General features: G+C 69.1%; 13 protein-coding genes. 3 read left to right on the top strand and 10 right to left on the bottom strand.

Features of this window, described 5'->3' with window-relative positions:
- Positions 1 to 10 precede the first annotated feature (10 nt).
- The 8 genes from pufB to KW83_RS09410 all read right to left on the bottom strand — a co-directional run bounded on the left by pufB (position 11) and on the right by KW83_RS09410 (position 7,692).
- Positions 11 to 160: a light-harvesting antenna LH1, beta subunit gene (gene pufB, locus KW83_RS09445; RefSeq protein WP_036177768.1), complete on the bottom strand. Its 150-nt coding sequence runs from the start codon at positions 158 to 160 to the stop codon at positions 11 to 13.
- A gap of 107 nt (positions 161 to 267) precedes the next feature.
- Positions 268 to 495, bottom strand: a complete 228-nt coding sequence (gene pufQ / locus KW83_RS09440) for a cytochrome PufQ (protein ID WP_036177766.1) — start codon at positions 493 to 495, stop codon at positions 268 to 270.
- Positions 492 to 1,967 (bottom strand): chlorophyllide a reductase subunit Z, encoded by a 1,476-nt coding sequence (bchZ, locus tag KW83_RS09435; protein WP_036177764.1) that lies wholly within the window; start codon positions 1,965 to 1,967, stop codon positions 492 to 494. Before bchZ ends, pufQ begins: the two co-directional genes overlap by 4 nt.
- Positions 1,968 to 2,052: 85 nt before the next feature.
- On the bottom strand, positions 2,053 to 3,609 hold the full coding sequence (gene bchY, locus KW83_RS09430) for a chlorophyllide a reductase subunit Y (RefSeq protein WP_036177762.1): 1,557 nt from the start codon (positions 3,607 to 3,609) through the stop codon (positions 2,053 to 2,055).
- Between the two features lie 74 nt (positions 3,610 to 3,683).
- Complete coding sequence (locus KW83_RS09425; protein ID WP_036177760.1) at positions 3,684 to 4,694, bottom strand: chlorophyllide a reductase iron protein subunit X; 1,011 nt, start codon at positions 4,692 to 4,694, stop codon at positions 3,684 to 3,686.
- Positions 4,691 to 5,632 carry a chlorophyll synthesis pathway protein BchC gene (gene bchC, locus KW83_RS09420; RefSeq protein ID WP_036177758.1) on the bottom strand — a complete coding sequence of 314 codons (942 nt, stop codon included), beginning with the start codon at positions 5,630 to 5,632 and terminating at the stop codon, positions 4,691 to 4,693. Before bchC ends, KW83_RS09425 begins: the two co-directional genes overlap by 4 nt.
- A 106-nt stretch (positions 5,633 to 5,738) precedes the next feature.
- A complete protein-coding gene (locus KW83_RS09415; RefSeq protein ID WP_036177756.1) occupies positions 5,739 to 6,821 on the bottom strand; it encodes a methyltransferase in 1,083 nt (360 codons plus the stop codon).
- Positions 6,814 to 7,692, bottom strand: a complete 879-nt coding sequence (locus KW83_RS09410) for a polyprenyl synthetase family protein (RefSeq protein WP_036177754.1) — start codon at positions 7,690 to 7,692, stop codon at positions 6,814 to 6,816. Before KW83_RS09410 ends, KW83_RS09415 begins: the two co-directional genes overlap by 8 nt.
- A 76-nt stretch (positions 7,693 to 7,768) precedes the next feature.
- On the opposite strand from KW83_RS09410, the gene crtD reads away from it, so the two are divergent.
- Complete coding sequence (gene crtD / locus KW83_RS09405) at positions 7,769 to 9,325, top strand: 1-hydroxycarotenoid 3,4-desaturase CrtD (protein ID WP_036177752.1); 1,557 nt, start codon at positions 7,769 to 7,771, stop codon at positions 9,323 to 9,325.
- Positions 9,280 to 10,158 carry a carotenoid 1,2-hydratase gene (gene crtC, locus KW83_RS09400; protein WP_036177874.1) on the top strand — a complete coding sequence of 293 codons (879 nt, stop codon included), beginning with the start codon at positions 9,280 to 9,282 and terminating at the stop codon, positions 10,156 to 10,158. Before crtD ends, crtC begins: the two co-directional genes overlap by 46 nt.
- Here the strand turns inward: crtC and tspO are convergent.
- The gene (tspO, locus tag KW83_RS09395; protein ID WP_036177750.1) at positions 10,148 to 10,615 is read right to left on the bottom strand and encodes a tryptophan-rich sensory protein TspO; all 468 of its coding nucleotides are present in this window, start codon (positions 10,613 to 10,615) and stop codon (positions 10,148 to 10,150) included. The genes crtC and tspO overlap by 11 nt on opposite strands.
- A gap of 100 nt (positions 10,616 to 10,715) precedes the next feature.
- On the opposite strand from tspO, the gene zapE reads away from it, so the two are divergent.
- Positions 10,716 to 11,795, top strand: coding sequence for a cell division protein ZapE (gene zapE / locus KW83_RS09390; RefSeq protein ID WP_051928401.1), 1,080 nt, complete (start codon positions 10,716 to 10,718; stop codon positions 11,793 to 11,795).
- A 308-nt stretch (positions 11,796 to 12,103) separates the two neighbouring features.
- Here the strand turns inward: zapE and KW83_RS09385 are convergent, their stop codons facing one another.
- Positions 12,104 to 13,369, bottom strand: coding sequence for a bifunctional folylpolyglutamate synthase/dihydrofolate synthase (locus tag KW83_RS09385; protein WP_036177748.1), 1,266 nt, complete (start codon positions 13,367 to 13,369; stop codon positions 12,104 to 12,106).
- Positions 13,370 to 13,620: the final 251 nt, after the last annotated feature.

Raw genomic sequence — 13,620 nt, 5'->3', positions numbered from 1 at the left:
CAGATCCCCTTCAGAACCACGGGCGCCAGATGAACACCGCCAGATGAGCGAGGACGGCAACGGCCGAGAACAGCCAAAGCCCGCTCATGTAGACGGAGTGCAGTTCCTGCGCCTGCTCGTCGGTAAGACCTGTGAAAGACAGATCGGTTCTATCAGCCATTTAACTCTCCTTGAGGGTCAAGCTGACGCCGCGGGGCCCCGCGGCCGGGTTCCGGCTGTTGCCGGACTTCGCCCGATGGCCCTGGGGCCGCCGGAGGAATTCTGTCGTCACGCCGCGAAGATCATCGGCGTGATGATGCGCGCCTGGGACCAGGCCCGCGCGATCGGTCCGCGCGCGGGGACGCGGCCCGAACGGATCAGCGTCAGCGTCCAGGTCAGGCAGGCCAGCGGCACCGTGGCCGCGAAGATGATCGCGAAGTAGATCGCGAACTCGGTCTTCAGCCCGGAACGGGACCGCTCGGGAACCATCGCCCCCTGGTTGGTCATGTCGGTCATGTGTCGCCCTCCTCTCTGGATGCGTTGCGTGCCGGGCCAAGCGCCCGCACGGTCTCTCTGCCCACCGCCGCGTCGCCGCGGCTGAGCGTTTCCTTCTCTGCCGCGTCGCGCAGGCGACGGGCGGCGGAAATGCGTGTCAGGACCGGGTGCTCGGCCACGATCCGGTCCAGCTCGGCCTGCGCCTCCGGCTCCCACGGCAGGTCGCGGCGCAGCGTCGCCGGCGTGGCCTGCGCGGCGTCCATCTCCGATCCCAGGGGCAGGATGTGGAACAGCGCGTCGAAAAGCCCGTTGCAGACCTCCTGCAACAGATACGTCGCCCCCGCGTAGCCCATGAAGGGCGTGCCCGTGGCCCGGCGGATCGCGCCGCCCGGAAAGCTCGCGGTGATGAACGTCGGCTGCGGCCCGTGGCCGCCGCGCGTCTCCGCCAGGTACATCTTCTCGTTGATCGACCCCATCAGGATCAGCGGCCGCCTGTCGTGGATCAGGCGCCGGACCTCGTCGTTGTCGGTCTTCTTCCCGGCCGTCCGCGCCACGGCGAAGGCGCAGGGAAAGCCCAGCTCGTCCTCCAGGTAGTGGCGGATGCCGCGGGCGTAGGTCTCCGTGCCGACGATGCCGAACTCGGCGGTGGCAAAGAAGTCCTGCGTGACCGAGCGCCACAGATCCCACACCGGCTTCAGCGTCGAATGTTTCTCGCGCGCGATGAACGGCTCGGGGTCCAGATCCAGCAGCTCTCCCAGCGTGCGCAGGAACTTGGTGGTGCTCTCGACCCCCACCGGCGCCTGGAGATAGGGCTTGCCCAGCACCTCGCAGAGGCCGCGTCCGAACTCGCGGTAGAGGCAGATGTTGACGTCCGCGTTCACCAGACCCCGCATCTGGGACAGATGCGCGCCCAGCGGCATGACCATGTTGACCTCGGCGCCGATGCCCTCGACCAGCCGCCGGATCTCATGGAGATCGCTGGCCATGTTGAACACGCCGTACATCGGCCCCAGGATGTTGACCCGGGGGGCCGCGCCGTCCTCGCGCTTCTTCTCGGGCGGCATCCGGCCCTTGGTCTGGCCCCATTCGGTGAACAGCCAGGTCATCGCGCGGTCGGCGGCCTGCCACTGGTCCTCGTCGATGGTGCGCGGCAGGAAGCGCTGGATGCTGGTGCCCTGCGGCGTCACGCCGCCGCCGATCATCTCGGCGATGGATCCCGTGACCACCACCGCCGGCAGCGCCGGGTCCAGCGTATCCCAGGCCCGCTTCATGGCCGCCTCCGTGCCCGATCCCATCTCGTCCTCGGACAGGCCGGTGACGACGATAGGCAGCTCATGCGGCGGCAGCCCGTCGGTGTAGTGCAGGACGGATGTGACCGGCAGGTTCTCGCAGCCCACGGGGCCGTCGATGACCACTTGCAGGCCCTTGATCGCGGTGAACGCATAGACCGCGCCCCAGTATCCGCCCGCCCGGTCGTGATCCGCAATCAGCATGGCGCGACCTCCGCAAGGCCCGCGGAACTCTTACGGAACTCATACGGATGTCCTACGGACTTCCCATGGCTGTTTTTCCGCATCATCAGATCATCTCCTGCGCCTTCGCGGCCTTCTGCTGCCGCTCCAGCTTCTGGAGATTCTGCGCCCGGAACTGCGGCTGGACGTTCGGATCGGCCTCCCAGACCCCCGCCGTGTCGCCCGTGCCGACCCCTTCGTAAAAGGCCCGCATCCGCGCCATCCGGTCCCGGTTGCCCAAGGCCGCGTTGACGACCTGCGCCAGCGATCCCGCGCCCGCAGGCCCCATCAGCGGCCGGGCCGAGATCAGGTTGGTGAAATAAAGCGAAGGGATTCCAAGCTCTTTGGCCTTCTGGACCACGGGCGTTGTGCCGATGGCCAGATCCGGCTTCACCCCGTCCAGGGCCGCCAGATCGTCCTCCAGGCTGGCGCGGAACACGACCTTGACGCCCTTGGCCTCCAGCCATTCGCGGTCGATCCGCCCCGCCTCGGTCTTCGGGCAGGCGGTGCCGACATAGGGCACGTCCGCCCCGCTCTCGATCAGCAGCCGCGCCACCAGAAGCTCGGATCCCTCATAACCCGACAGGGTGATCGTCCCGTCGATCCGGGCACCGGCCAGCGCATCGCGGATCGCCGGAAGAAAGGCGTTTTTCGAAGCGGAAACAGCGCCCTGCGGCACTCCGAACGTCTCACCCACGGCGCTCAGCCACGCCTCCGTGCCCTCCAGCCCGACGGGCGCAGAGCCCAGAACCGGCCGGCCGGCCCGCCCGAATTCGCGCACCGCGGCAGTATAGAACGGATGCACCGCCGCCACCGCACCGCAATCCAGCGCGGCGTAGAGCTCGCGCCATTCCCGGCACGGCACCACCGGCCCCGCGGCAAGCCCCATGGGCGCCAGCATCGCGCCGATCATCATCGGATCCGCCGGGAACATCTCGCCCAGCAGCGTCAGCGACGGCCGGTCCTCGATGCCCGCGACAGGCCGCGCGACCGGCCCGGCCTCTGCCTCGGCCCGCGCATAGGCCAGCATCGCACCGGCCAGAACGTCCTTGGCCTCGGCGTGGGTGGGGATGCCGAACCCCGGCACGTCGATCCCGATGATCCGCACGCCGTTGATTTCTTTCGGCAACAGCCGCAGCGGCACGCCGCTCGCCGTGGGTACGCACAGGTTCGTCACCACGATCGCATCATAGCGCTCCGGGTCGGCCATGGCATGAACGCTCTCGCGGATGTCCTCGAAAAGCTTGCCCGTGACCAGTGTCTCGGAGTTGAAGGGCACATATCCCACGCTCCGCCGCGCCCCGTAGAAATGGCTCACGAATGTCAGCCCGTAGACGCAGCAGGCGGACCCCGAGAGTACCGTCGCCACCCGCCGCATCCGCAGCCCGACACGCAACGACCCGAAAGCCGGGCACATGCTCTGCGGCTGGTCGTGCGGGCCCTTGGGATAATCCGCCGCATAGCGGTCCAGCATCTCCGATCCACCCGCCGCACGGGCCGCCGCTTCCATGCGCACCGCGCCGGAGTGACACCCCAAGCCATCGGCAGGGCTCGACCCGGCGGCCCCGGGCGCGTCGTCCCGGATCGTCTCGACCGCCTCGTCGTGATCTGCCCGTTCGGTCATAAGTCCTCGCCTTCTTTCATCTTTCAAGAAATATCCCGGGGGGTCCGGGGGGCTGGCCCCCGGCCGGATCGACCTCACGCCTCGTCGTAGATCACCTCGAGCGACGCCTTCGGCGCGCTTTTCTTGCCGCGCATGTCGGCGTCCGTCGCGGGCTCCAGCACCACGCCCTCGCCAGTGTCGGAGCCGTCGAAGAGGGCGAGCAGCCCGTCCTGATCCAGGGCCGTGGGATGTGTGGGCTGCGACGCCGACACCGCCGCGGCCAATCCGGAGAACAGGTCCCCCCATTGCGACTTGGCTGTCCCCACGATCTGGTAGTTCGCGGATTTCTTGCGCAGATCGTCATCCGCCGGGATCGACGCCAGCACCGGAATCTCCACCGCCTTCGCAAAGGCCTGCGCCTCGCCCGAATGGTCGTCCTTGTTGATAACCAGCCCGGCGACGCCGACATTGCCCCCGAGCTTGCGGAAATACTCCACCGCCGAGCAGACGTTGTTGGCCACGTAGAGCGACTGCAGGTCGTTCGACGCGACCAGGATCACCTTCTGCGCCATGTCACGCGCGATCGGCAGGCCGAACCCGCCGCAGACCACGTCGCCCAGGAAATCCAACAGCACATAGTCGAAATCCCAGTCGTGGAACCCCAGCTTTTCCAGCAGCTCGAAGCCGTGGATGATGCCGCGCCCGCCGCAGCCGCGGCCCACCTCCGGCCCGCCCAGTTCCATGGCGAAGACGCCGCCGCGCTTGAAGCACACGTCGCCGATCTGCACTTCTTCGCCGGCCAGCTTCTTGCGGGTCGAGGTCTCGATGATCGTCGGACAGGCCTTGCCGCCGAACAGCAGGCTGGTCGTGTCGGATTTCGGATCGCAACCGATCAGCAGCACCCGCTTGCCCTGCTCGGCCATCATGTGGCTGAGGTTGGCCAGAGTGAAGGACTTGCCGATGCCGCCTTTGCCGTAGATCGCGATGATCTGGCATTTCGAGGTCGGCTCACCCTGCGGCACCTGCAGCGTCGGCTCGGCGGCCTCCTCCTTCAGGGTGGCGTCGTAGTCCTTGAGGTTCGGAACCCTTGGATCGTCGAGGCTCATGCCACGTCCTTCCAGTCCAGAATGAGTTTGAGGCAGGCGGGATCGTCGAAGGCCGTCGCGTAGGCCTCTGCCGCCGCAACGGCCGGGCGGCGATGCGTCACCAGCCCGTCGAGCGACAGGGCCCCGGATTCCACCAGTCGCAGCGTCACCTTCAGATCGTCCCGGGTCCACTCGGCGGCGATCCGAAGGCGCGCCTCCTTCATGAAAGCCGGCGGGAAGGCGAACGAGATCGGGTCCTCGTAGAACCCCGCCAGCACGATCTCACCACCCTTGATCAGCCGTCCGATCAGGCTCGGCAGCAGGTCGGCCCGGCCGGTGGCGTCATAGATCGTATCGTATCCGACGGTCTCGTCGCTGTCGGGGTGGCGGACCTCGTAGCCCTTGGCACCGCCCATGCGGGACGGCTCGATCTCCCACACCGTGGGCGCGCCGCCGGCCAGGACCGTCAGCCGCGCCAGCAGCCGTCCCAGCGTGCCGTGGCCGACGATCAGATCCGGCAGATCGACCCGCAACCCGGCGATCGCGTGCCGGGCGGTCGCGGCCAGGGCCAGCAGCGCGCCGGTTTCGCCCAGGCCCGCGTCCACGCGTGTCAGGCGCGTTGCGTCCGACACGAGTCGCCGGGCGGCGCCGCCAAAAAGGCCGCGCACGCCCTCGTAGCAGTCGGCCCCGGGCACGAAGACCGTGTCGCCGACCTTGAGGCCTGAACCGCGACGTGCCTCGACCACTTCCCCGACGCTCTCGTAGCCGGGTACGAGCGGATAACCCATGCCTGGAAAGGGTGGCATCCGGCCGGTCCAAAACAGCTTCTCGGTGCCCGTCGAAATCCCTGAAGAGGCGATCTCGACCACCACATCGCCATCTTTCGGAGAGACAAGCGCGACATCCCCCAGACCCAGCGCGCCCGGACCTTCGAGGATGACGGCTGTGGTTGAAGTCATTCCGCTTCCCTCCCGCTGTGGCGATTGCGAGTCGCGCCCGCGGTTGCCATCTGTGTCAGATTAACCTGACACATTGATCTGTCAACTGACGCTTACAGCTTTCGGCTTATCTTCTTGCGGTGACCACGGACGTCACAAAGGCCCGGCGCGGCCGTGGGATGCGGATGTCGTGGAACCCCGCGTCTGACAGCAACTCCGCGATACGGCCGGCCGACCGGGCGCGGCCCGTGCCCATGGCCGCGCAGTAAAAGGCGAAATACACGTCGCCCGGCCGGTGCGGCGACGCGCCGCCGGTCATCGGCTCCGACACCACGATCCGCCCGCCATCTGGCAGCGCGGCATGGCAGCGCTTGAGAAGCGCGCCGACAGTGTCGTCGGCGTGGTCGTAGAGCACCCGCACCAGCGACAGTGCATCCGCACCCGTGGGCAGGGAGTCTTCGCGGAAATTGCGCGGCGTGCGGGCGATGCGGGCGGCAAGGTCCGGCGAAACGGCGTCCAGCACCGCCGGAAGATCGACCAGCGTCGCCCGAAGGTGCGGATGTGCGGCCAGCGCATGGGACAGAAACGCTCCGGTTCCGCCGCCCACGTCCATCAGGTGCGACACATCCGACAGATCCACCGCCGCCAACGTATCCTCTGCCACGATGGACTGGCTTTCGGCCATGAGGCGGGAGTAGCGCGCGGCCTCGTCCGGTGGCGCGTTTCCGCCGAAGACATAGGGCCAGAACCGTGCCAGCTCTGGTGCGGTGTCGCCTTTCAGGAAGGCCACGGGATCCGACAAGTCGCGGTAGAGCACGTCGTGGTGGCGAATTATCTCTGCCAACCCCGGCACGCCGGTCAGCGCAGCACCGCGGATCGTGGTGCGGAACCCGTCCCGCCGCAGGGAAAGCAGGCCCATGGCGACACCGGCCCGCAGCAGCAGATCCATCCGGTCAGGCGGCAGCGACAGGTCGCGCGCCAGGTCGGCGGCAGTCCGGGGCGTGTCGGTCAGGCGCTCCAGAACCCCCAGCTCGACCAGCGCGCGCAGGGCCTGGCTCTGCGCAAAGCCGGAAACCAGATCGAAGATCCGTGCGCCATCGCGCCGCACGAAAAGCCGGGTGATCGGGAACCGGGCCGCCCAGGACTGGAACGCGGGATCGGCGACGCGGCGCAGCAGCCACGCCCGCCAGTCGGCGCGCGTGTCAGGCACCCTTCTGGCGCGTGGCGGAACGCGGCGCCAGCTTGCGGGCGTATTGCGTCACCAGCTCGGCCAGCATCGCCTCTCCCGGACAGGAGGGGATCGACGCGATGGCTCCCGACAGGATCGCGTCAAGCCGGCGCGCCGCACCGTCGAGCCCGAGTTCCGCCACCGCATTGGGCCGCCCCAGGCGCTGGTCCTGTCCCGCCGGCTTGCCCATTTCTCGCTGGTCGAGCACCGCGTCGCGAAGATCGTCGGCCACCTGAAAAGCTTCTCCCAAACGCGCGCCCAGCTCTTCCCACGGCTCGGCGTCCTGCCCGGACGCGACGGCGCCCATCTGCGTCGCGGCGATGAACAGCGCTCCGGTCTTGGCGCGGTGATAGGCACCCAGATCGATGGTCGGCTCGCTCTCCCAGCCCTGTCCCGCGCAAATGCCCATTGGCATGCCCGTCCGGGCCGCCAGAAGGCGGATCAGTGACAGGGCACGTGTGGGCTCAGCGTTGCCCGCGCGGGCCAGAACATCGAAGGCCATCACGATCAGGCTGTCCCCGGCCAGCAGCGCAAGCGGCTCTGAGAACGCACGGTGGACGCTCGCCTTGCCGCGTCTGAGGTCGGCGTCGTCGAATGCGGGCAGATCGTCGTGAACCAGGCTGGCGCAGTGGATCAACTCCAGCGCAGCGGCCGCCGCATCCGTGACCTCGGGGCGGTCGTCGCCGCAGGCCAGGGCCACGCTGGTCAGTATCGTTGGCCGGATCCTGGCGCCGCCAGGGGCGCAGGCATAGTGCAACGCGGCGCCCAGCTTGACCGGCGCATCACCGCCCTGACCACGCCTCAGAGCCACGTCTATGGCGGACTCGATCCGGTCGGAAAAGGGGGTGGTCATACTGGCCGTCAATCCGCTGAAACAACAACTGTAAACTATTGTGGACACACGACCGGAGGGCTGTCAACGTCCGCCCATGGCGCCGGAACGGATCATCGTGGTGGGCAGCGGCATGGGCGGGCTTTCGGCTGCCTTGTACCTGTCGGGCCACGGTAAGGACATAGAGGTTTTCGAGGCCGCCGCCACCCCCGGCGGCAAGATGCGCACCCTTCCCAGCGCCGCCGGTCCGGTGGACGCGGGCCCGACCGTCCTGACCCTGCGGGGCGTGTTCGACGACCTCTTCCGCGAGGCGGGCCTGAGGCTGGAGGATCACGCGACGCTGGAGCGCGAGCCGGTGCTGGCGCGTCATTTCTGGCCCGACGGCAGTACGCTCGACCTCTTCGACGATCCGGATCGCAGCGCCGAAGCGATCGCGGCCTTTTCCGGGACGCGCGCGGCGGCGCAGTTCCGCCGATTCCACGAAGAGACCCTCCGCCTGTTCCGTGCCTTCGACGCGCCTGTTCTGCGGGCCGCGCGGCCGTCGCTGCCGGCGCTGGCCGTGCGTGTCGCGGCCGATCCCGCGCTTCTCAGGGCCATGGCGCCGCTTTCCAGCCTTGCCGCGCATCTGGGCCGACGCTTCGACGACCCGCGTCTGGCGCAACTCTTCGGCCGCTATGCCACCTATGTCGGCGGCATGCCGCACCGTGTGCCGGCGCTGCTGGGCCTGGTCTGCCAGGCAGAGGCGCAGGGCGTCTGGCGCGTGGCCGGCGGAATGCACGCGCTGGCGGGCGCGATGGCAGAGGCGGTGGAACGTCTGGGCGGACGCATCCGGCTGGGTCGGGCGGTCGCGCGGATCGAGCCCGGCGTGGGCGTCATCCTGTCGGACGGCACATGCGTTCCCGCGGACAGGGTGGTGTTCAACGGCGATCCCCGGGCGTTGCGCACCGGCCTGCTGGGCGCCGCCGTGCGCGACGCCGTCCGGCCGTCGGGAACGGAGCCCCGCAGCCTTTCGGCAGAGGTCTGGGCCTTTGCCGCCACACCCGCGGGCCGGGACCTGCACCACCACAACGTTCTATTCGGCGCCGATCCGGAAACCGAGTTCGCGCCCCTCTCGGCAGGTGGCGTTCCCGTCGATCCAACAGTGTACATCTGCGCACAGGATCGCGGCACCGGCCGCACACCGCCGCCCATCGAGCGGTTCGAGACCATCGTCAACGCGGCCCCCCTGCCCCCGGACCGGCCCGACACCCAGGAGCACTGCCCATGTTTCGACCGGACCTTCGCGCTTTTGGCGGAACGCGGCCTCTCCTTCGCGCAGCCACCGAAGCCCGCGGCGCGCACCACGCCGGCAGGGTTCGCGGCGCTGTTTCCGGGCAGCCTCGGGTCTCTCTACGGGCGATCCCCGCGGGGGAGCATGGCGACATTCCAGAGACCGGGCGCGCGGACGCGGATACCCGGGCTCTACCTGGCGGGGGGCGGGGTGCATCCCGGACCGGGAGTGCCGATGGCGGCACTCTCAGGACGGCACGCGGCCGAGGCGATCATCAGCGACCGAACTTCGACATCGACGTTCCGCCGGACGGCTACGCCTGGTGGTATGTCGACGGGATCAGCGACGACGGATCGCGCGCCGTTTCGGTCATCGGGTTCATAGGGTCGGTCTTTTCGCCCTGGTACCGCTGGTCGGGGCGGCGCGACCCCGCGAACCACTGCTGCATCAACGTGGCCACCTACGGGGCCGGCGGCCGGTTCGCCATGACAGACCGGGGCCGCGCGGCGCTGGACACCGATCCCGACCGGCTGCGCGTCGGGCCGTCCTCGATGACGTGGCAAGGCGACCGGCTGGTGATCGACGTCGATGAAATCTCATCCCTGCCGCTGGTGGGGCGGATGCGGGGACGGATCACCGTCACACCATCGGCCATCACGGAAGAGGAACTTCTGCTGACGGCGGACGGCGCCCATGTCTGGCGCCCCTTCGCGCCAATCAGCCGGATAGAGGTCGATCTGGGCCGGCGCGGGCAATGGTCCGGCCACGGCTATTTCGACGCCAATTTCGGCACCCGCGCGCTGGAGGCGGACTTTTCCTACTGGACGTGGGGCCGCTATCCGGTCGCACGGGGAGCCGCCTGTTTCTACGATGCCACCCGGCGCGATGGCACGTCGCTGGCCACGGGCATTCTGGTCCAGCCGGATGGCGCGCTGTCGCGGATGGCACCGCCGCCAAGACAGCCCATGCGCCGGTCGTTCTGGGCGGTCCGGCGCGAAACCCGCGGCGATGCGGGCACCACGCCGCGCCAGGTCAGGGCGATGCTCGACGCGCCGTTCTACGCGCGATCCATGGTACGCACCACGGTAGAGGGCCAGGAGACCACGGGCGTCCACGAGGCGCTCGACCTCGACCGCTTCAGGGGGCCCTGGCTGATGCCGATGCTTGCGGTCCGGGTTCCGCGCCGGGCGGGCTGGCCCGCCGTCGTCAGGCCGTGACCGGACGGCGGCGATTGAGTCGCCAGACCGAGAGATTGAGCGCGAATGCGGTGCTGACCCAGAGCAGGTACGGAACGAAAAGCAATCCCGCCAGAAGGTCGAGCATCAGGAACTCCCACAGGGTCGCCGCGACGGCGATCCACAGGATGCCGATGATCGCAAGCCCGCCCAGCATCCTGTGGAGACCGAAGAAGATCGGCGTCCAGAGCGTGTTGAAGGCGATCTGCACGGCAAAGATCGCCATGGCCCTGCCGCTGTCGTCCAGCGGCGCGGCGCGCGACGCCCCCCATGCGATGCAGATGTAGAGCGTTGTCCAGACCACCGGGAACGCCCAGTTCGGCGGGGTCCATGACGGTTTTTCAAGGCTGTCGTACCACTCTCCCGGCTTGAACATGGCGCCGGTGGTCGCGGCACCCGCGCAGGCCAGCAGAAAGATGAAGAACAGCGTCCAGTCCATGGCGCAGATCTAGGGCGCCGGGGCCTCCGGGTCCAGCGGCGTCCGCACCTGTCCGGTTGCGGGCTTTTCACCCGACCCGCAGCAGCGTATCCGGCCCGCCATGGAGCGTTTCGAAGACATCTACGCCGAGGAGACCGGGGCCGGCCGGATCGAACCCGATCCCGCGCAGGAAAAGGTCCTGCCCGAATTCACGCGCCTGGCCCGCGCGCTGGCCGAGAAACCGCCCCGAAAGGGCATGTTCGGCCGCAAGGCCAGGGGGGGGCCGAAGGGCATCTATCTCTGGGGGGGCGTCGGGCGCGGCAAGTCGATGCTGATGGATCTCTTCCACGGCAACGTGGCCGTCGAGGGAGGGCAGCGCCGGGTTCATTTCCATGCCTTCATGCAGGAGGTCCACGCCGGCATCGGACGGGCGCGCAAGACCGGCGTGGACGACGCCATCAAGCCCGTGGCCGACGGGATCGCGGACGGGCTGCGGCTGCTCTGCCTGGACGAGATGCAGATCGGCGACATCACCGACGCGATGATCGTCGGCCGCCTGTTCGAGCGGCTGTTCGAGGGGGGCGTGGCGGTGGTCACGACCTCCAACCGGCCGCCGCGCGATCTCTACAAGGACGGGCTGAACCGCAACCTGTTCCTGCCGTTCATCGCGCTCCTGCAAGAGCGGATGGAGGTTGTGGAACTTTCCTCCCCGCGCGACTGGCGGCAGGACCGGATCGCCGGATCCGACGTCTACTTCACCCCCGCCGATGCCACCGCACGGCAGGCCATGGACGCGCTCTGGACGCGGCTGACCGGCGGCGCAGACGGCGAGCCGCTGCGTTTCGAGGTCTCCGGCCGGCGGGTCGAGGTCAGCCGCTACGCCAACGGAGTGGCCCGCTCGGGGTTCTGGGATCTCTGCGGGCGGCCGCTCGGGGCCGCCGACTACCTGGCGCTGGCAGAGCGGATCAAGGTGCTGATGCTGGAGGACGTGCCGCGGCTGGGTTCGGAGAACTACAACGAGGCAAAACGGTTCGTCACGCTGGTGGACGCGGTCTATGAGGCCCGGCTGCGGCTGGTCATGTCCGCAGCCGACCTGCCGGAATCCCTCTATGTCGAGGGGTCGGGCAGTTTCGAATTCGAGCGCACGGCATCGCGTCTGAGGGAAATGCAATCCCGGGACTGGGAAGCCGCGGGCGGCTGACGCGCTGATCCGCCGAGCCTGGGCATAGCCGCGTGCCGACGTTGTCCGGGACACCGGGATGCGGAAGGTGTGCTTCGGTTGCCCGGCGGCCCGGGGCCCCAAATCGGTAGCCATGCTATGGCCGAAGGCCGCCGAGCGATCGACGCGCGCCGTCCGTTCGCCGCCGGCCGGGGGGCCGAACTGTGCCTGAAAGCTATCGGGCCCGACGCGGGTTGCTGGCGCGAGGGGCAGGTCGATGGCGGACAGGGCGTTGGCAGCGCGAGGCCTACGGGGCCGGAACGCGGCGTGGCGGCAGGAACCGCGCCGGGTCAGCCGTTCTCCTGCAGGATCCGGCCTGCAAGATAGAGAGAGCCGCAGATCAGGATGCGCGCCTGCGGGCTGTGGGCCGCGATAAGGCGCACGGCGTCGCGGGCGGTGTCGGCGGTCAAGGCAGGCAGGGACACGCGGGCCGCCGCGGCGGCGGTCTCGGCGGCGGAGAGCGTGTTCGCCTCACCCGGGATCGGCACGGCGGTCAGGCTGATCGCGTGACCGGCGAGCGGCCGCAGAAAGCCCTCCACGTCCTTCGTGGCGAGCATCCCGCAGACCAGATGCGTCGGGCGCCGCGGCAGGGCGCCGAGCGTTGCGGCGATGGCGATTCCGGCCGCGGGGTTGTGGCCGCCGTCGAGATAGATCTCGGCCGCGGGCGCGGCATCGACCACCGGTCCGCGGGTCAGGCGCTGCATCCGCGCGGGCCAGATCGCGTCGCGAAGGGCCGCCTGGCAGGTGGCATCGTCGGCGCCAAGCTGCCGCAGGGCGGCCAGGGCGATGCCGGCGTTCGTCACCTGATGCGCGCCGGGCAGCACCGGCAGCGCCAGATCCAGCAGGCCGGTGTCGTCCTGGAACACCAGCCGGCCGCGTTCGGTGGTGACGTGCCAGTGCTGGCCGTGGGCCAGAAGCGGCGCCCCCAGACGCGCGGCGCGGGCCTCGATCACCTCCAACGCCGCATCGTCCTGGGGACCGACGATGCAGTGAACGCCGCGCTTCAGGATGCCGGCCTTCTCGCCCGCGATTTCCGGCAGCGTGTCGCCCAGGTACTGCTGATGGTCGATGGACACGGGCGTGATGACGCTCAGCTTCGGCGTCACGACATTGGTCGCGTCGAGCCGCCCGCCAAGTCCGACTTCGAGCAGCGCATGGTCGGCAGGCACCCGCGAAAAGGCCAGGAACGCCGCGGCGGTCGTGATCTCGAAGAAGGTGATCGGCCGGCCGCCATTTGCGGTCTCGCATTCGTCGAGCAAGGCCGAAAGCGCGTCCTCGCCGACCAGATCGCCCGCCAGGCGGATACGTTCGTGGAACCGCGCGAGATGCGGCGAGGTGTAGGCATGGACGCGCTCTCCGCGCGCCTCCAGCCCGGCGCGGATCATCGCCAGCGTGGACCCCTTGCCGTTGGTTCCGGCGATATGGACCACCGGCGGCAGGCGGTCCTGGGGGTTGCCCAGAGCGGACAGGATCCGGTGCATCCGATCCAGCGACAGGTCGATGATCTTTGGGTGCAGCGCCATGAGGCGCGCCAGGATCGCGTCGGACCCGCTCATTCCGGCCGGCCTGGGGAGGCGGACATGACGGTTGCGGTGCTCCGGTCCCGGCAATGGGCGAGGCCGGCGGCGCGGGCGGACGCGGTTGCGCCCGATCCGCGGACCGCCCCGGCGTGCCCCTTCAACGGCCGCAATCCCGCAACAGACGTGGCAACGGCGGACTCCCGGATCGCGGCGCCCGACGCGTCCCTTTGCCCGTCGACGCGCCGGACCGACCCCTTGCCGACACCCGCCGCGGTCGCGGCGGAAAC

This window comes from Palleronia rufa, from assembly GCF_000743715.1.
GTDB lineage: Bacteria > Pseudomonadota > Alphaproteobacteria > Rhodobacterales > Rhodobacteraceae > Palleronia > Palleronia rufa.
Note: the sequence above shows the minus strand (reverse complement) of the source record. Positions and strands in the feature narration are given on the sequence as shown.